General features: G+C 39.1%; 19 protein-coding genes. 6 read left to right on the plus strand and 13 right to left on the minus strand.

The annotated features are described in order from the left end of the window. Positions 1-26 precede the first annotated feature (26 nt). Both HMJ38_RS20645 and HMJ38_RS20650 read left to right on the plus strand, forming a co-directional pair. Positions 27-1,640 carry a glycoside hydrolase family 99-like domain-containing protein gene (locus HMJ38_RS20645; protein WP_194976340.1) on the plus strand — a complete coding sequence of 538 codons (1,614 nt, stop codon included), beginning with the start codon at positions 27-29 and terminating at the stop codon, positions 1,638-1,640. A 95-nt stretch (positions 1,641-1,735) separates the two neighbouring features. Beyond that, positions 1,736-2,125, plus strand: coding sequence for a hypothetical protein (locus HMJ38_RS20650; protein ID WP_194976341.1), 390 nt, complete (start codon positions 1,736-1,738; stop codon positions 2,123-2,125). A 115-nt stretch (positions 2,126-2,240) separates the two neighbouring features. On the opposite strand, the gene HMJ38_RS20655 is transcribed toward HMJ38_RS20650, so the two are convergent. Next, positions 2,241-3,632 (minus strand): exonuclease domain-containing protein, encoded by a 1,392-nt coding sequence (locus HMJ38_RS20655; protein ID WP_194976342.1) that lies wholly within the window; start codon positions 3,630-3,632, stop codon positions 2,241-2,243. 982 nt (positions 3,633-4,614) lie between these two features. On the opposite strand from HMJ38_RS20655, the gene HMJ38_RS20660 reads away from it, so the two are divergent. The 3 genes from HMJ38_RS20660 to HMJ38_RS20670 all read left to right on the plus strand — a co-directional run bounded on the left by HMJ38_RS20660 (position 4,615) and on the right by HMJ38_RS20670 (position 8,493). Further along, complete coding sequence (locus HMJ38_RS20660; RefSeq protein WP_194976343.1) at positions 4,615-5,826, plus strand: Gfo/Idh/MocA family protein; 1,212 nt, start codon at positions 4,615-4,617, stop codon at positions 5,824-5,826. Positions 5,827-6,313: 487 nt separating this feature from the next. Then, positions 6,314-7,687, plus strand: a complete 1,374-nt coding sequence (locus tag HMJ38_RS20665) for a UDP-N-acetylmuramate--L-alanine ligase (protein ID WP_194976344.1) — start codon at positions 6,314-6,316, stop codon at positions 7,685-7,687. Next, complete coding sequence (locus HMJ38_RS20670; protein WP_194976391.1) at positions 7,687-8,493, plus strand: 3'-5' exonuclease; 807 nt, start codon at positions 7,687-7,689, stop codon at positions 8,491-8,493. The genes HMJ38_RS20665 and HMJ38_RS20670 overlap by 1 nt, the downstream gene beginning before the upstream one ends. A 179-nt stretch (positions 8,494-8,672) precedes the next feature. Here the strand turns inward: HMJ38_RS20670 and HMJ38_RS20675 are convergent, their stop codons facing one another. Continuing rightward, a complete protein-coding gene (locus HMJ38_RS20675; RefSeq protein ID WP_194976345.1) occupies positions 8,673-9,143 on the minus strand; it encodes a hypothetical protein in 471 nt (156 codons plus the stop codon). Positions 9,144-9,466: 323 nt separating this feature from the next. Here HMJ38_RS20675 and HMJ38_RS20680 point away from each other — a divergent pair, with 323 nt between their 5' ends. Continuing rightward, positions 9,467-10,249 carry a hypothetical protein gene (locus tag HMJ38_RS20680; RefSeq protein ID WP_228780180.1) on the plus strand — a complete coding sequence of 261 codons (783 nt, stop codon included), beginning with the start codon at positions 9,467-9,469 and terminating at the stop codon, positions 10,247-10,249. Positions 10,250-10,537: 288 nt separating this feature from the next. Here the strand turns inward: HMJ38_RS20680 and HMJ38_RS20685 are convergent, their stop codons facing one another. The 11 genes from HMJ38_RS20685 to HMJ38_RS20735 all read right to left on the minus strand — a co-directional run bounded on the left by HMJ38_RS20685 (position 10,538) and on the right by HMJ38_RS20735 (position 17,630). Further along, positions 10,538-11,446, minus strand: a complete 909-nt coding sequence (locus HMJ38_RS20685; protein ID WP_194976347.1) for a helix-turn-helix domain-containing protein — start codon at positions 11,444-11,446, stop codon at positions 10,538-10,540. 8 nt (positions 11,447-11,454) lie between these two features. Beyond that, a complete protein-coding gene (locus HMJ38_RS20690) occupies positions 11,455-11,946 on the minus strand; it encodes a hypothetical protein (RefSeq protein WP_194976348.1) in 492 nt (163 codons plus the stop codon). A 332-nt stretch (positions 11,947-12,278) separates the two neighbouring features. Continuing rightward, entirely contained in the window at positions 12,279-13,160 is an 882-nt protein-coding gene (locus HMJ38_RS20695) for an NmrA family NAD(P)-binding protein (protein WP_194976349.1), read from the minus strand. A gap of 49 nt (positions 13,161-13,209) precedes the next feature. After that, positions 13,210-14,244, minus strand: coding sequence for a serine hydrolase domain-containing protein (locus tag HMJ38_RS20700; protein WP_194976350.1), 1,035 nt, complete (start codon positions 14,242-14,244; stop codon positions 13,210-13,212). 50 nt (positions 14,245-14,294) lie between these two features. Beyond that, on the minus strand, positions 14,295-14,942 hold the full coding sequence (locus tag HMJ38_RS20705; protein ID WP_194976351.1) for a hypothetical protein: 648 nt from the start codon (positions 14,940-14,942) through the stop codon (positions 14,295-14,297). Then, positions 14,926-15,417, minus strand: coding sequence for an RNA polymerase sigma factor (locus HMJ38_RS20710; RefSeq protein ID WP_194976352.1), 492 nt, complete (start codon positions 15,415-15,417; stop codon positions 14,926-14,928). The genes HMJ38_RS20705 and HMJ38_RS20710 overlap by 17 nt, the downstream gene beginning before the upstream one ends. A gap of 19 nt (positions 15,418-15,436) precedes the next feature. Continuing rightward, complete coding sequence (locus HMJ38_RS20715) at positions 15,437-15,889, minus strand: hypothetical protein (protein WP_194976353.1); 453 nt, start codon at positions 15,887-15,889, stop codon at positions 15,437-15,439. A gap of 94 nt (positions 15,890-15,983) precedes the next feature. Next, positions 15,984-16,124, minus strand: coding sequence for a hypothetical protein (locus tag HMJ38_RS20720; RefSeq protein ID WP_228780181.1), 141 nt, complete (start codon positions 16,122-16,124; stop codon positions 15,984-15,986). 85 nt (positions 16,125-16,209) lie between these two features. Further along, entirely contained in the window at positions 16,210-16,473 is a 264-nt protein-coding gene (locus HMJ38_RS20725) for a hypothetical protein (RefSeq protein WP_194976354.1), read from the minus strand. 14 nt (positions 16,474-16,487) lie between these two features. Next, complete coding sequence (locus HMJ38_RS20730) at positions 16,488-17,411, minus strand: DUF5996 family protein (RefSeq protein ID WP_194976355.1); 924 nt, start codon at positions 17,409-17,411, stop codon at positions 16,488-16,490. Between the two features lie 3 nt (positions 17,412-17,414). Next, positions 17,415-17,630, minus strand: a complete 216-nt coding sequence (locus tag HMJ38_RS20735) for a (4Fe-4S)-binding protein (protein WP_194976356.1) — start codon at positions 17,628-17,630, stop codon at positions 17,415-17,417. Between the last annotated feature and the right edge of the window lie 7 nt (positions 17,631-17,637).

The following is a 17,637-nucleotide window of genomic DNA, read 5'->3' on the forward strand; positions in this document are numbered from 1 at the left end:
TAAGATTCCATTTAGCGTCAAACAATATGAAAGTCTACATTTCTTTGATCATCTCTATCATTTTTTTGAGCCTTAATCCCAATGGTTGTGATGTTCAAAAGATTACCGAATCAAATCAAAATATCCCTAAGGAGGAAATCAAAATTCTGAAAGGTGATATTTCCGAAAAATCAAACAAGGAAATCAGCATCTCAACCAGAACTGTTTCCCAATCCAACCAAAAAGACCATATGGTCGGGGTATTTTACATGCCAAGCTGGAATCTTTCCCCTGATCCAAAAGTGGATGTGGACAGCTTTTGGGCCTGTCTTACTGGAAGGGAAAACTGTGGACATTCCAACAATACTGCTACTTGGGGACCACGCGGTAGAGTTTACAACAGACAATATCCTTACGAAGGACCATTTTTGGATAGAAAGCCCCATTCAAGTTTGAAGGGATTTTATAAAAGAGATGACCCTCAAGTGGCAAAAAAGCAGTTGGAATACATGAAAGAATATGGGATTGATTTTTTTGCCTATGATTGGTTTTATGGAAGACACTATTATTATCACCTGAATTTTGGCCCACAATCCAAAATTTACTATCCAAGTGGTTGGAAAAGAGACAACAGCCGTGATGGTCGCGTTGCGGTTCCAGGTATCGAACAATGGACTGAACAGTTAGAGGTTTTGCTAAAGGAAAATGAGAAGTTACCCACATCCAAACAGATGAAGTGGGCTATCAATTGGTGCGATGACAGTGATGAAAGATGGATGGCATGGCTTGACTTGGGTTCTCCTGCAAGCATTTCTGCCGGAAGAAACTACAGAGGAGAAGCCCCTACCAAAGCGCTTTACCTTCAGGTTCATGATAAAATCACGCAAATGTGGATTGATAAATACTTCAAAAGAAAGGATTACCTCAGGGATGAAGATGGACGACCTATTGTATACTTGTACTTCCCTCAAGACCTTGAATCAAGAGCCGCATTTTATGGTATTTCAATGAAAGAGTTGCTGGACAGATCAAAAAGTCTTGCCCAAAAAGCCGGATTGAAAGGAATTAAATTCATTGCAGTAGCATCCGGAAATATGATGCCCAACGAAATGCCTTATGCCCTGCCAACCAAGTGGCAGGCAAACAATCCCCGTGAACCATGGAGAGGCGGGAAATATACCGATAAATTGCTTTTTCAGGATTATGTGCCCCGGCTAAAATCAATGGGATTTGAAGGCATGACCTCCTATTTGTACCATAGTTTTTATGAAAAACAAAACAGAAGCTATGCAGACATGAAAGCCACGTACAGAGGTCATTGGGAGAAATGGTCAGAAATGTATAAAGACGATAAGAATTTCGAATACCAGGTCCCTGTGGCCATGGGTTGGGACCAAAGACCCGCAGGAGGCACTTGGCCCCAGCAGACCGGATTCCCAAGTGAACCTGAAAAAGACAAAGTAATCAGCAACAAATCCACCTTCAAGGCCAAACTCTTGGAGGCACAGAAACAATCCGAAAAATACAAAGCAAGCAACGGAAACACAGTCATGATCTGCTGTTGGAATGAATACCTGGAGGGAAATTACATCGAGCCGACAGAAGGTCATGGCTTTAGTTATCTGGAAGCCATAAAAGAAGTTTTTGTAAAAGGTAATTGATCCAAAAAGATGTAAAACTTCAGATTTAAATTTTTTAAACTGGAAATACAAATAAGACTATTTCCTTAACTTTATAGAAATTTTAAACAAACTATATGAAAACAACAGTAATTATTTTCGCCATGCTTTTAGGAGCATTTTTCACGGTTGATGTGCAAGCTCAAAAACTTAAAGTTCCTGGAATGGATCTTTCCTCACAACTTTTGGGAGCTTTGGATAATGTCGAAGGTCTCGGCTTAAATGCTGACCAAACCTCGAAATTGAAAAGCAACAACAAGAGCTTTACTGATGACATCTTCAAGGTGTTGAACAGTTCAGTGGGTGATGAAATCAAGAAAAACCAATTCTTGGACCTAAAAAAAACCAGACAAAATTTCCTGATGGGTTTATTGGGACAACAGCTTTTGGGTAACTACAACAGTAAAATTGGCAATCTGATCAAACCTTTTAAAAAGCAACTTGGCTTGGCAGCTTTGGCCCTTTAAAACCAAAAGCGATGAAATCCAAAAGGATTTCATCGCTTTTTTTTGAATCATTCTTGATTTTTATCAAAAGAAATACTTTTTGATAGGTTAGTTACTGGCAATATGATTAAGATTATTAAAATAAACTTCCTTCTGATTTGACCATCTTTATTTGTCCTATAGGAATCTTCGAAATAAATGTCCTAAGAATGTATTTTGAATCAGGGTATTGCTTGACTTTTTTCAAACTATCCAAAATATCGGCATCATTCCCTAAATCCTGTTCTTTTGAAAGAAACCCGTAACCCGCAAAAACTCCATTTTCAAAATACAATGCAGATTCCTCTGAAACAGACCTTCCTTTGTCCTTAATGATAATATTTCCCGACTGCTGACGCAAAAGAGCAGTAAACTCTTTTGCTCTTTTATTATAAAAAAGACTTTCCTCTTTGCCACAACAAGCCCCTTTGCAATCACCTGTTTTCACATCATAACATTCATTGGGCACTTTTTGGATTCCGCTTAATTTGGGACAGAGTTCATATTCCTTGACTTTATCCATCAAAAATTTCCATCCTTGCGAATGGTTGTCAAACTGAATCAATGGGAACAAACCATTTGTAGATTTCGCAACTTGAAACCGAACAAACCCCTGACTATCCTCATATTGATAGAGTCCCCAAGAACTGGTCTTGAATTTTTGAGCTTTGTTATATTTTGGCCATAATCTTTTGATTTCCAGCAATTCAAGTAGGTAAGCTAAAAATTCACTTCCGGTAACTTCCCAACTGATATCATGAATTTCTGACCTGAGTTTTGTTTTTTCGGTATCATGAGTATTGCCAGAAAAATGTCCTTTAAACCTACTCCTGATATCTAAAGCCTTTCCCACATAAATCACCTGACCCTTGGCATCATGGAAATAATATACTCCTGTGGTTTCGGGCAATTTCAGATATTGCTCTTTGCTGATATTTAATGGTAAAAATGCTTCTCCGTTGTTTTTTTTCAAACTACCCAAAATCAAATCTGGATTTGTCCTGAAAATTTTTTCAAACAAAACTGCAGTTGCGGCTGCATCTCCATAAGCCCTATGCCTGTTTTCTATTTTAATGGAAAGTTGTTCACATATCCTTCCAAGTCCATAAGATTTGTAGCCTGGAAATGCCTTCCTGCTAAGTCGTACGGTACAGAGTTTTGGTACATCTAGTGTGTATCCTTCGGCTTTCAAAGACTCCCTGATAAAAGAGTAATCAAAATTGACATTATGGGCAATGAATACCTTATCCTTCAAAAACTCGAAAAGGCGGTGGGCTATTTCTGAAAAAACAGGAGCATCCGAGACCATTTGTTGATCAATCCCTGTCAATCCTGTAATAAAACCCGGAATAAACCTTTCAGGATTGATTAGGGTATGAAATTGATCCAGAATATGCTCTCCATCATGTATCAGGGCAGCAATTTCTGTAATCCCACCCTGAGTTGGGTTCCCTCCCGTCGTTTCAATATCCACAATAGCAAATAGCATCTTTTCTGATTTCAATTATCAATATTACCTAATCCTAAAATTTAAACCACAATAATCCCGTATTCTTTGGCATCTATTGTCAGGATTTTTTTCGAAAGTAGAAAGAAATCTGCTATTAAACCGGAGCTGCCGTCACCCTGATCCTTTCAGGGGGTCTCATGGGAATCCGCAAATGATAGATGTAAACAAAACTAGGACCGCTGAAGATCCTTCGTGACTACCATTGACAGATTTTGAAATCGAGTGTTTAGAACTACAGATAGCATTAAATCTATAATAAAACTTTGCCTTGTCACCTCGACGTCAGGAGAGGTCTACTGCCCATTTTGATGTCATTTCCTTTCTGTAAATGCCAAATTTTAAAACTACCATTGACAGATTTAGGAATTGATGGTTTAGAACTACAAATAGCATTCAATTCTATTACAAGACTTTGCCTTGTCACCTCGACGTCAGGAGAGGTCTGCAGCCCGCCTTGATGTCATTTTCCTTTCTGTAAATGCCAAATTTTAATTACTACCAATGACAGATTTTGAAATTGATGGTTTAGGACTACAAATAGCATTCAATTCTATTACAGGACTTTGCCTTGTCACCTCGACGTCAGGAGAGGTCTGCAGCCCGCCTTGATGTCATTCCCTTTCTGTAAATGCCAAATTTTCTCCACTACCAATGACAGAATTCTGATTTGCCCCTCGGCAAGCTCGGGGAACGGAGAATCTGGTTAATAAAGGTGGGGGTGGGAAAAGCGGCGGCGCCGCTTTTCCCACCCCCACCTCCCAACTAGACAACCCCGGTGGCCGAGCTTGCCGAGGCCAGAATGATATATCCTAAATGTCATTCCCTATTTTGAACATTTACAAAATGTTGGAGACTCGTAGTGTCAAGAATAAGTTCCTCCATTTATAAAATCCTTTTTTTGAATCCCTAAAAAGTTTCCTAAATTTCAAACTATTAATTAACCGAGTAAATATTCATTGTTTTGAAAAGAAGAGATTTTGTTAGAATTGGCGCCTTGCTATCAGCAGGAGCTGCCGCGCCTGTTCCTTTTGTATCAGGTTTGACCAATTCAATAAAAGATAAAGCCTATAATATTGGGATTTTGGGATATGGAGACCGTGGTTCAGGCCTGCATCGAGTGCTCAATTCCATGCCCGACCAATTTCAGGTGAAGGCCATTTGTGATAACCTTTCCTTCCGCTTGGACAAAGCCAAGGAAAAATTCCCGACTGGAATTAAATTTCACTCGGATTACAGGAGTCTGGTAGATCAAAAGGATTTGGATGTGATTTTAATTGCCACACCACTTTATCTTCATTTTGATCATGCCAAAGCAGTTTTGGATTCGGGAAAAAATCTTTTCTTGGAGAAAACCATGACCTTCAATATCGATCAGGTCATACAATTGAATCAATTGGCAAAAACATATCCCAAACAAACCATTCAGGTCGGTCATCAGTACAGGTACTCCCCGCTTTATTTCAAGGTAAAGGAAATGATAGAAAAGGGTTGGTTGGGGAAAGTAACTCAAATCGAAGCGAGGTGGGACAGAAACCACAATTGGAGAAGACCTGTACCTTCCTCTGACCTTGAAAGACAAATCAATTGGAGAATGTATAAGGAATATTCCGGCGGTTTGGTGGCTGAACTCCTATCCCATCAAATTGATTTTATCAATTGGGCTTTTGATACTACCCCGACCGAAATCATGGGTACCGGGGGAATCGATTTTTACAAAGATGGAAGGGAAACATTTGACAATGTGCAAGTAACCATCCGCTATGGAAATGCTGACATGGTCGGAAATTTTGGCGCTACTTGCGCCAACCAACATGAAGGATATTCCTTCAAAATAAAAGGCAGCAAAGGAATGGTATCGCTCTTGACGAATGAAGGATTTTTCTATCCCGAGCCAGAAAATAAATCCGTAACGGAGTATGTGGATGGTGTGTCCGGTGCCACCAAACTCAGTTGGTCGGATGATAAAAAAGGTGTTAAAATACTCGATAATCCAACAAAGGATGGAAGTTATTATGCTTTGGATGATTTTTACAAATGCCTGAATACTAAGGAACTCCCAAGTTGCAATGTCATCAACGCCGGAAAAACAGCCATCTCCGTCGCTCTCGCCAACAAGTCTCTATATGAAGGCACAAGAGAGAAGTGGGAGGCTCAGTATGATTTGAAAGGATAGTTTTCAGTGTCCAGTTGGCAGTGTCCAGTGGGCAGTTTGCAGTTTTCAGTTTACAGTGGGCAGTTTGCAGTGGGCAGTGTTCAGTGGGCAGTGTCAAGTGTTCAGTGGGAAGTTTACAGTTCGCAGTGGGACTATCAATGAGACTGTAAACTAGGACCGTAAACTGAAAACCGTGACTGATACTACCTTCTGAGACTAGCTGCTGAGACTAGCTACTAATACTGTTTACTTCACTAAGACTTCAAACTGCTTACTGGTACTGTTTACTGTCTACTGAGACTGCCTACTGAGACTGCTTACTGCAAACTGGTACTGCTTACTGCCAACTGAGACTGCCTACTGCCATCTGAGACTGCATACTGAAAACCGCGACTGCATACTGTAAACAGAGACTACAAACTCCAACCAACCCAATTCCCAAAAAATACCCCCCCCAACCACCCTCCTCCAAAAATCATTTCTTACTTTTGGGCTTTGCTGATTTTATATGACCAAGAAATATCATTTTATTGCTATAGGTGGAGCCGTGATGCACAACCTGGCCCTTTCCATGGTAGCCAAAGGCTATCAGGTGACTGGTTCTGATGATGAAATTTATGAACCTTCCAGAACCCGTTTGGAAAAAGCCGGCATCCTACCTAAAGAAAAGGGTTGGTTCCCTGAAAAAGTCCATGCAGGCCTCGATGGCATTATCTTGGGCATGCATGCCCGAATCGAAAATCCCGAACTCCAAAAGGCCAAAGACCTGAACATCCCCATCTTCTCTTTTCCGGAATTTATCTATGAACAGAGCAGGGACAAGAAAAGAGTTGTCATCTCAGGTTCTCATGGTAAAACCAGTATCACCTCCATGATTCTCCATGTGCTGAAGTTCCACCAAAAAGAATTTGATTACCTGGTAGGCGCACAGATTGAAGGTTTTGACCTGATGGTCAAATTATCCAATGCTCCGGTCATTATCATAGAAGGCGATGAATACCTGACTTCACCTTTGGATAGAAGACCTAAGTTTTTCCATTATCACCACGATATTCTCCTCATGAGCGGAATAGCATGGGATCATTTCAATGTTTTTCCAACCTTTGATTTTTATAGGGAACAATTTGAAAAACTGGTGGATATGACTCCGCAGCAAGGCTACTTTATCTATTGTTCTGAGGATCCGATTGTCGACGAACTGGGACATAAGTCCAAAGGAAAAATAGACAACCTCATTGCATACAAAGCCCATCCTTATAAAGTAAAAGACGGAATTACTTACCTGCTGACTGATTCCGGCGAAATCGCTATCAATGTCTTTGGTGAACATAACCTTCAAAACCTGCAAGGGGCATTGGAAGTATGCCTGAGTCTTGGATTGACGAAGGAGCAGTTTTATGTGGCCGTTCAGGAATTCAAAGGAGCTGCCAAAAGACAGGAAGTATTGGCGAAATCAGATCATTCTATATTGTATAGAGATTTTGCCCATGCTCCTTCCAAATTGAAAGCCACAGTGAATGCTGTTAAAAATCAATTCCCGGAAAGAAAATTAATTGCTGTGCAGGAATTACATACTTACAGTTCTTTAAACAAAGACTTTGTCAATAATTACGCCCATACCTTTGATGAGGCGGATGTGGCAGTTATTTATTTAAACCCAAAAGCCGTATCTTTAAAAAAGTTAGAGTTAATGGATGAGGAAACCCTCAAGGGTGCCTTCAAAAGAAAGGACCTAAAGCTTTTCACAGGTATTGACGAACTCAAAGCTTTTCTTGAATCACAAGATTATCTGAATACCAATCTACTGTTGATGAGTTCGGGCAATTACGATGATATGGACCTGTCTCAACTAAAAAACACAATAAATCAAAGCCAAAAATGATGAATTTAAACTTAAGAAATCCCGTAGCATTTTTTGACCTTGAATCTACAGGTATCAATATTTCCACAGACAGAATAGTCGAAATATCGATCTTGAAGGTTCACCCTGACGGGAAAGAAGAAATCAAGACCTCCTTGATCAATCCAACTATTCCCATTCCAAGGGAAACTTCATTGATCCATGGCATCTATGATGAAGATGTTAAGAACTCCCCTACTTTTAAAGAAATCTCCAAAGAATACCATCAATTTTTGGTTGGAGCGGATTTAGCAGGTTTCAATGTTCTCAAATTTGACATTCCCTTATTGGTAGAGGAGTTTTTGAGAGCAGGTATTGATTTCGATATCGAAAAAAGGAACCTCCTTGATTCCCAAAAAATCTTCCACATGATGGAGAAAAGGAATCTTGCTGCAGCTTATAAGTTCTACTGTGGCCAAACTTTGGAAAATGCCCACAGTGCCGAAGCTGATACTGTTGCCTCTTATGAGGTATTCAAAGCACAAATTGCCAAATACAACGGTGAAGAAGCTGAAGACCTTTTGGGCAATAAATTGGGGATTTTTGAAAATGACATGAAAAAAATCCACAGCATCCTCAATGAAAAAATGGTGGATCTGGCAGGCAGGTTTATTTTCAATGAAGAAGGCGTGGAATGTTTCAATTTCGGCAAACACAAAGGAAAACCCATAGAGCAGGTCCTAAAAGAAGAACCCTCCTACTATGATTGGATGATGAAAGGTGATTTTCCTTTGGATACCAAAAGGAAATTTACCCAAGTTAAACTCAGGGCTTTTAATCAGCGGTAAGGTTATTTGAAAATATAATATAGACAGCTTCCAGAAATGGTAGCTGTTTTTTTTACGATATATATCTTTGCCATATGCTGATTATGGAAACCTGAGATGAACAGTCTAGTCTAATTTTTTTAAGCCGTTTGATCAATGCAAATTTTCTGGCATTATGCAAAACAGGTTTAGCTCTAATTTTATTCAGATAGCGTTATTGGCTCAAATGTCCAGTCTTTTTGTGTTTTGTATTTTTTATTAAAATTTGGTGATTTTATTCCGGCATAAATCATTCCTGCTGCGGGTATAACCAAAAGAAAGGCTGAAGGTTGAATCAAAACACCAATTAATACCCCAAAGCCGGCAGTAAGCGTGCCTCCATAGACAAGCAAGCCTGTAGTCAAGCTAGAAGTTACAAGCCTGTTGCGCTTCAAAGATACTATATTGGCAATTTCGAGTTTTTCATTATCTATTGTAATCGTATTATCCGCTACGCTAAACCGACCAGATAACTTTTTACCGTCAGTTGTTTCAACTATTATTCTCTTATTTTCTTTAATTAGGATTTCCTTTTGGGTAGATCGATTTGTAATTCTAATTGCTTGTTGATCTTGCGCACATAAAATATTGGCAAAAAATAAGCATAGCATTAAAACTGTTAATTTTTTCATAGTCTTGATTTTCATAATTGAAAACCAAGGTAATCGTGTAATATAAAGCGCAGGTACTATTTACATTATTTTTATGTTAACGTTTACAATCATTTCTTCTGATCAAATAAGTTGGCCTGTCCTAGGAATGAAATACCTGTTCCAACGAATGACGGCATCCCAAAAGCACTTGAAAAAATTCACAGATTTGGCACCCATAATTATGCATTGAATTAAATTCTTCAATATTTAAACTATGTAAATTTATATTTGCTTTAATGGAAAAATAAAATTATATTGTTTTGTTTTTATATCATATTTCCAAATAATATAACTAAAATTTTATGAAACAGATTTTGTTAACACTGATTGTATTAGTTATTGTAGGGGTGACTGTCAATGCACAGTCAACTGCTACAACCGCACCTGAACCTGAAATTACGGTTTACATGTACCGCAAAGTGCCTGCCGACAAGCGGGATGAATTTATCAAGAGAGAGACTACGTATTGGGCCGAAATGGTACGTAAAGAAATCCCGAAAGGTAATATCACATTCTGGGCACTTCTTGAAAAAGTGGGTGGTTATGATATGGAAAATTCTTCGAATTTTCTTTTCATAAATAATTTTAAGGATATAGACGCTATAAATGAAATCTGGGGTAGTATCACGACAGCATTTCCGGATGTACCTATGGATAAAATGGAGACCAACTCTCTAAGCACAACCACCAGCGTGTTATTTCTTCGTAATGCCGGTTGGCAAGAGGCGACTGGTGTAGTGGCTGAAAAGGACTTCCAATTTATAAAAATGATCTATCACAATTCTTCGAATCCCAATGCGTTTGTTGACTTGGAGAATAAACATTGGGCACCGTTCATTAAAACCGTCATGGACAAAAAGCAAACCAGTCAACGAGGATGGGGTAATGCTGTTTTGCTCGCACCTTATTCCAGTAAAATGAATTTTAATTCAGTTTCGTATGATATTTATACAACACTGCAAGAGGCACTGAATCCTACGTGGGATTCCGAAATCGTAGTTCCCGAAGGTATGTCTGAAATCAGTCAAATGGAAACCTCTCCAAGGGAACATGTAATATATCGGATCGTAAAGGCGCTTAATTAATTTATTAGCCCTGAGAGAAAGATTACATTTCCACTGAAGTAGTTTTTCTTAATTAAGAAAGTCCTTTTGTAAAGGGCTTTCTTTTTTTCATGTATGTACCCAATGATGCCAGCAAAACAATAATTCAATATAATTCGGCTGAAAGCATGAAATGTTCAGTATATCCCTGCCATAACGGAAGGCGTACTGATTGTAGTAGAGTATTGAATTACTGGCAAAGATGTGGATGACCTAAAAAAATCGGATTAGATTGGCAAATAACCCATTTCAAATCATTTATACAGCCGTTCAATTTAAAGTCCTAAATTCTTTCGGACTCATCCCTGTTTTGGATTTGAACAATTTACTGAAATGGTTGGGATAATCGAAACCCAATCCATAAGCAATTTCGCTGATACTCTCGTTGGATTGCAGCAAGCGGTTTTTGGCCCTATTTATCAAAGCTAAATCAATATGCTCTTTGGTACTTTTGCCTGTTTCGGCTTTGAGTAAGTCACTCAAATAATAGGGCGAAAGGTTAAGTGCTTCACCACATTGCGTTACGCTTGGCTTTCCTTTTTCGGCAAGTTCGGCTTGCATATAGTTATTTAAAAAATTTTCAAATTGAATAAGTAGGCCCTTGTTCTGAGTTTTTCGGGTGATGAACTGCCGTTCGTAATACCGGAGACAATATTTGAGCAAGGATTCCAAATTGATGGCGATTATTTCATCGGTGTGTTTGTCTATGCGTTGGTGATACTCGGCCTCAATTTTATGGATGATTTCGGTGAGTGATTTTTTCTCATCGTCTGATAAATGCAAGGATTCCATTTCTTCATAGTCAAAAAACCGGTACTGCCGAATACTGTCTTGCAGGCCGACACGCTGAATAAAATCGGAATGCACTATGATAGTCCATTCATCTTGGGTTTTTGAAAAATCAGAAGAACTTGAGGCAATCACCTGATTGGGCGCAATAAAAACCATAGACCCTTCCTGAAAGTCGTAGGTATTTCTGCCATATTTCAAAGTGGCTTCCTGATTGCCTTTGAGGGAGATAATGTACATATCCAAGCTAAAACGCTGATTGCTGAAAACACTGTCAATACGCATATCCGAATGTCTTACCACCGAAACCAAAGGGTGTTTGGGTTTTGATAAGCCAAATATATTATGCAGTTCTGAGATGGTTTTAATGTGGCTGACGGGGTTTTCCATATTCAATATTACGATAATTGCTGCAAGGCAGTTAAATAGGTTTTTAATCTGTAATGTAAAAAGGAATCGAAAATAAATGCTATTCCAAAGAAGACCACAAATCCCAAACCCATTCCTTTAAAAAACTCACTTTTCAATATAAAAAATAAAACAAGGGAAACCACAAACAGCCCGGCCCAAACAATTCTTATGATGCTGAATATTTTATCATCTTTTTTGGATTTCTCCAGTTCCATATTCACTGCATTTACTGGATTTAATTGTATTTCCTGACCGACCTTTTCAATATGTTTGGGTCGCATGACCATTTGGAAACCACTATAACCTAATAAGACGAGTTGTAAAATTACCATTGGCAAAATCATTCCCTTATAAAACGATTGTTCAAAATCGGCAAAATATAGGAAAGCCAAGGCGATCAAAATGCCTGCGGCAAAGCCGATTCTACCTTGTAAAACCTCGCCTTTGACCCATTGGATGCTGTGATTTATTAATTCCATTTTTGTAGTTTTAAATTGTGAAAAGAATTGAAATTCTCTCCCTTAGAAATGGGTTATTTATCATTTACTTCTAAGAAAGGTTTTTAAATCATGGTTGTATAATTTGATTTGTAAAAATCATACAACAAATATGGTTGGATCCAAAAATGTAAATGGATACAAATTGCAGGAGAATGGATAGAATTTAGGGATTTGTTTTTCGTCTTCGGACCAATGGGTGGCACAGCTGCCATTCATGGGGTAAATCTCTTTATTTGATTAAATAGGATCCGCTTTTTTAAAAAATTTAATATTGGGTAGGAGGTGATTTACGGGATAGGAATGCACTATCCCTATTGCTGGCTTGCCGTTATTTTTTCTTTTTCTCTTGCAATAAATTCCCGTATTGAAGTTGGTTTCTTACCTGTGAGCTTTTGATAGTGATCTGAAATATCCGGTTCTTTTTGAAATCGCGGCAAAAAATGAAGGGTTGTCATCACCACCGCAAATCCGCTTGCCATTCCTTCTTTTCTCTTTTTGAAATAAAAACTGATCGGGTTGATGCTTTGAAAGCTTATGGTTTCTCCGGTTATTTCGCTCATCAACTTTACTACTTCAGCGAAATTCTTGTTTTCTGTTCCTGTTATTTCGAAAGACCTGTTTTGATATTTGGCAAAGTTAAAGATGAGGTAGGCTGTTGCTTCTCCAATATTTTTGACATCAATCCAATTAAATTTCGCTTTACCTGAAGGTAGGGTAATCCTTTTATCTTTTACAATTTCAGGAAGCAAGGTTGTCGTTAGGTTTTGCATAAAATAACTTGACCTAACAAAAATGTAGTTGAATTCAAGTTCCTGGATCAGGTTTTCAATTTTGTTATGCGGAATTACCTTGCTTTTCTCGGCCCCTTGGACTGAAAGAAATACCACGTTCCTGATGCAATTCGCCTTTGCTGCAACCAAAAGGGGACGGAAGAATTTGTCAACTTCTGAAATTTGTGGCGGTCTAAGCAAAAATAGCACATCAACCAGGTGAAAAGCAGCCGAAAGAGTTTCCGGATTCTCAAAATCAAACTGTCTAAATTGAAGGTTTACCGTGTCTGTGAATATCTGCTTGGCATCAGCAACGTGGCGTACAGCCGCAATAATCTCACAGTCCGAATTCAAGGCATTCAAATAATGGACGACTTCAAGTCCAATATTTCCTGTTGCTCCGGTTACAAGAATTTGTTTCATTATCTTTTATTTCACCCTCACTATTGAAAAACGCAATTTAGGATCTTTATCATTTTTTATTTCTCAATATTTTGACAATCCTGCCATAAATGATTTCCCCCAAATTCCAGTTATATCCGTCAAAATTGCTTGTATTATTGAATTGGATGACAACCATGTCCAGATCTTTGTGGTATTTCGCAATACTCTGATAGCCAGGAAGCAGACCAGTATGTTCGTACACATAAATGGAGGAATAGATTTCCTGCTCGCCTTCATTAAACAGCGAACCGTCGTTCAATGCACGCAAGAAAATCCCCACATCTTCTGCTGTAGCAAGCATCAAGCCAGTATCTTCAGTTTTGAAATCGGTGTCAACACCAACATAATAGCCACTCATCACTTCTGCTATATCCACTTCATGCAAGGATCCGAAGGTATTTTTCAGCCCCATTGGTATCAGGATTTCCTCCTTGATATATTGCTGATGACTATAACCCAAGGTTTTATCAATGAGATCAGAAATCAGCATATAATTGGTATTTGAATAACCATAACCTTCACCTGCTTCAAAGTCAGCCGGAAGATCCAGGGCGTATGCAAGGGTTTCCTGTTTATTCTTTGGCGGTTTAGTCCAATAATCAGGATGGTTTACAAAATCGGGTATGCCACTCCGATGCTGCAGCATCATTCTCAAGGTTATTTTTTCAGAATTTTCAATTCGCCCTGCAAGTTCCGGGAAGTAATCGGCGAGTGTTGTATCCAAAGACAAACGTCCTTCATTTACTAATTTTGCGGTAGCCACAGCAATATATAACTTGGTGATACTGGCAATCTTGAATAAGGCTTGCGGATAGGCAGGTATTTTATTTTTTCGGTCATGCCAGCCTGCCGCATAAAACTCCGGTGGCTTTCCCGCTTGGTCCACGTAAACAATCATTCCATCAAATCCATAACCGATACCTTCCGCTAATTGCTCTTGAACGGTATCAGGCAGTGGTAAAATCCAAGCCTTTACCAAAACCCAAGGCACAAAGTACAAGGAGCTGATGCTTGCAACAATGAATATTATTCTGAGAATTTTTTTCGATTGGTTTTTGGTCATGGCTTACAAAGTTCTCCCACTTTTTTAGACTTTCTAGCAAATTGAGTATACTATATGGAATGCTGATCTCTCAGTTCTTCCATTTCAGCAAGCGCATCCTCCAGCTTTTTCAATATTCCCCCATAAAGCGCGCTAACATCCTCCTTATGAATCCTCTTACTGAATACGCTCATTAAGATAGCTGCAACAATTATGACCAGTGAGGTGTAGGTATGGAATCCAAAAATTAAATCAGTTGTACGCTCTGCTACAAGTTCTCTCATGCCGGCAAAAACATCTGACATCCAAATCCCGAAGTAAAAGGTAAGTAACAGAAGAGGATAAACTACCCGGTACATTTTGCCATAGCGGTCGATAGAGTGATCAATCCAATCTTTAAATGATTTTAGAAAAAAATAGCTGCTTTGTCCCTTATCAATCCCTTCTAAAGTCTTTAGTTCATAATAAGCCGTATAAGCGATATAAATCAACATAATGAATAAAATGCTACCTGCTATCAGGGCACCAATAAGATAGGAACCTACAAAAAGGATCACTGCACCGATGATGATCCCCCATATATTCATCTGGAACATCTTCTTGAATTTTTCGATAAGGTGTATCGACTTACGGTTATAGAGATCATTTACTTTTGGGGCCACTAAAGCATCGCTATCCAAAAACCCCTGCTTCCATATTGATTCAATTGACTTTTCCATCTAATATTTTTTTTAATCGTTCTTTAATTCTTTTGATCCGGACACCGACATTGTTGGCATTTGTGCCTGTGATTTCGGCTATTTCCTGATAAGACTTTTCGTCCAGGTAAAGTAATATCACTCCCCTATCTACTTCAGATAAACTTTTAATGGCATCATACAATTGATTGAGGGCCTCGTCCGGAAATGCCTGAGTACTTTCTGCCAATTCGTTGGGCAAAAATTCAGAATTAAAAAACTGCTGATTGTTTTTCTTTTTTTTCAGCATGGTCAAACTCACATTCAAAGCCAGTCTATACACCCAAGTAGACCATTCGGATTGCCCGCGGAAGTTGTTTCTGGTTCTCCAGATTTGTAAGCACACCTCCTGATAGTAATCTTCAAAGTCTTCCTGTGAATTGGTATATGCCCTGCATATCTTTATGATGATGGCCGCATAAGGCTTGATCGATATGGTATAGAAGTCCTTGCTCAAGCTTTTATTTTTTCATTTTTTAAATCAGGTTTCCAGAAGCTTTGGCCTGCGATTCCAGATAAGCTGCTATGATTATTCCTGCTAGTGTTCCGACTGAAACCCCAAGAGAAATACCCAAAGAACGCTCTAGACTGGAAAGTAATATAATTCCAAATAGTAACCCTACAGCGCTCCCAAGGATAATACCCAGGATGATGTAGTACCCTTTGGCAATCAAAGAAAAAGTTTCTGCCAAATACTTTTTAAAACGCTGAAGTGCATTTTTAAAATGCTTGATGCCTTCTGGGGTACTGCTGTTTAAAGCCAAAGCTTCGAGTTCCGTCTCTATGGATTGAATTTCAGACTTGGTAAAGCTTCTATTTTCCAGATGGGTAAGAATCTTGATAAAATCCCTGTACACCTTAATTTCAGACTTTTTGGTCGTCTCGGATCCTAAACAGTTGAATAGGTTAATTGCATTTTTGAGTGTCATAATTTATTCTTTACCTGTTTAGTGGCCCAAGTCGCAGAATTATTACACCCTCAAGAAAAAAATCATAAAATAAAGCCGATTTCGTTACTATTCATCAACTATCGATATCTCCTGCCCGGAATGACCATTCCATTTGTTGGTCAAGATCTTGTCTTAAGAGCAGATTTAATTGGGCAGTATGGTGTTGCGTGTGTCTCAGATTATTGAGTAGAATTTCCAAAATCGGATAATCCATATCATTTCTTTCATAGATTTTAAGTAGGTTTTGGTCTGAAAAGCCCGCTATCCTCTGCTTGCACCCAAGTGCTCTTGAAACCTGATTATTTCTCCTCTTTTCTCTGTTCCAATATTTTCACGATACTGATATATCGAACCATTGTGGTTGAAATGACAATTACCAACATGCCCAACATTACTGTCCCCAGGGTGTTATTGGCTTCCCAGGTTCCTGTTGCAAGTTTATAGATGAAAAAAACCGCGTACAGAATCACTAGACTGCTCATGATGATAAGAACAGCTTTTAAAGTCTTTATTTTAGACTGTAGTTCTACTGTGCTTAATTCCTGTAGTTCTTCTTTTTTCATCTGCTATTTTTTTTTTATCCATGGTTTCGTTCTAATTTGTTTCTGTCCCAATTTGATGTGACTGCTGCTGCCTCATAACTGCTCTGCAAAAACGTAAGGAGCATTCCTTCGGGATCGTCCGACTTTCGAACATCTTCATACTTCAGAAAAAACTCACCCATTTCAGGGCTGTAAAAGGCTTCATCGGGCAATACCTTTTGTTGACTAAATGCAGGATCGGCAGGGTAAGCATAGGTGTAAAATGCCGGTGGAAAATCTTGGGATCCCGGCCAAAATCCAGCACTAAAAACCTCCTGGGAATAGGCTTCCTGCATTACCTCTAAAGGCATATTGGGCACCCCGCCCTGATGCAATGGGGCAGGACGTCCAGAAAACCGGGTGACGGCCAAATCAAAAGCCCCCCAAAACAGGTGCACAGGACTGCTTTTGCCAACAAAACCACCTCTGAAATCGCTGAAAACCTGATTGGCTTTCAACATGGCATGCCACAACGCGCTAGCGACCTCAGGATCATAGGTCTTGTTCAGTGTATTTTCATGGAAAGGAATGGCAGGATCCATCTCATTCGGGCTTCCATGGATTTTCACATCAATGCCCAATTCAGAGAGCTTTTCAAATAGTTCAGTATAGAAGTCGGCCACCGTCATGGGCCGAAGATCAAAACTCAAAGTTTGCTCATTTGTACGTTCAATAAAAACCTTGTGCTTTTCAAAGTCAAATTCGATTTGAAAAACACATCCTTTATAGGGAATACCTTGGGTAGTGTATCCATGAGCGCTAAGGTACAAGGTAACATGCCAGGAGTGGTTTTGCCAGGGCATCGCCTGCAACCGAATTTTACCCACTATCTGAATCCACTGATGCAGGGTTTCCATGGTATCTTTCAGTTTGGCGAATTCCAAGATTGGCCAAGCTACAGGGATATGTTTTGTTTCCATAGTTCAGGTATCATTGTTTACAGTAAAGCTCAAAGCACCGGATGGGCATTGATTGACTTGATTTTTCAGGTCTTCCGTGGAAGCATTCCCAATGCTGATCCAGGGAGATTCTTTTGGTTTGTAAACATCAGGTAATAATTTCACACAAATACCTGCATGCTGGCAAAGCTTGGGTTGCCATTTGATGGTAATTTCGCCGTTTGAATATTCTTTGTTCATAATGGTT

This window comes from Aquiflexum lacus (genome assembly GCF_015476655.1).
Classification (GTDB): Bacteria; Bacteroidota; Bacteroidia; order Cytophagales; family Cyclobacteriaceae; genus Aquiflexum; species Aquiflexum lacus.

Bases quoted from the DNA above. Each gene is read 5' to 3' on its own strand.
- HMJ38_RS20645 (WP_194976340.1), top strand. From the start codon at position 27: ATGAAAGTCTACATTTCTTTGATCATCTCTATCATTTTTTTGAGCCTT.
- HMJ38_RS20650 (WP_194976341.1), top strand. From the start codon at position 1,736: ATGAAAACAACAGTAATTATTTTCGCCATGCTTTTAGGAGCATTTTTC.
- HMJ38_RS20655 (WP_194976342.1), bottom strand. From the start codon at position 3,632: ATGCTATTTGCTATTGTGGATATTGAAACGACGGGAGGGAACCCAACT.
- HMJ38_RS20665 (WP_194976344.1), top strand. From the start codon at position 6,314: ATGACCAAGAAATATCATTTTATTGCTATAGGTGGAGCCGTGATGCAC.
- HMJ38_RS20670 (WP_194976391.1), top strand. From the start codon at position 7,687: ATGAATTTAAACTTAAGAAATCCCGTAGCATTTTTTGACCTTGAATCT.
- HMJ38_RS20675 (WP_194976345.1), bottom strand. From the start codon at position 9,143: ATGAAAAAATTAACAGTTTTAATGCTATGCTTATTTTTTGCCAATATT.
- HMJ38_RS20680 (WP_228780180.1), top strand. From the start codon at position 9,467: ATGAAACAGATTTTGTTAACACTGATTGTATTAGTTATTGTAGGGGTG.
- HMJ38_RS20685 (WP_194976347.1), bottom strand. From the start codon at position 11,446: ATGGAAAACCCCGTCAGCCACATTAAAACCATCTCAGAACTGCATAAT.
- HMJ38_RS20690 (WP_194976348.1), bottom strand. From the start codon at position 11,946: ATGGAATTAATAAATCACAGCATCCAATGGGTCAAAGGCGAGGTTTTA.
- HMJ38_RS20695 (WP_194976349.1), bottom strand. From the start codon at position 13,160: ATGAAACAAATTCTTGTAACCGGAGCAACAGGAAATATTGGACTTGAA.
- HMJ38_RS20700 (WP_194976350.1), bottom strand. From the start codon at position 14,244: ATGACCAAAAACCAATCGAAAAAAATTCTCAGAATAATATTCATTGTT.
- HMJ38_RS20705 (WP_194976351.1), bottom strand. From the start codon at position 14,942: ATGGAAAAGTCAATTGAATCAATATGGAAGCAGGGGTTTTTGGATAGC.
- HMJ38_RS20715 (WP_194976353.1), bottom strand. From the start codon at position 15,889: ATGACACTCAAAAATGCAATTAACCTATTCAACTGTTTAGGATCCGAG.
- HMJ38_RS20720 (WP_228780181.1), bottom strand. From the start codon at position 16,124: ATGGATTATCCGATTTTGGAAATTCTACTCAATAATCTGAGACACACG.
- HMJ38_RS20725 (WP_194976354.1), bottom strand. From the start codon at position 16,473: ATGAAAAAAGAAGAACTACAGGAATTAAGCACAGTAGAACTACAGTCT.
- HMJ38_RS20730 (WP_194976355.1), bottom strand. From the start codon at position 17,411: ATGGAAACAAAACATATCCCTGTAGCTTGGCCAATCTTGGAATTCGCC.
- HMJ38_RS20735 (WP_194976356.1), bottom strand. From the start codon at position 17,630: ATGAACAAAGAATATTCAAACGGCGAAATTACCATCAAATGGCAACCC.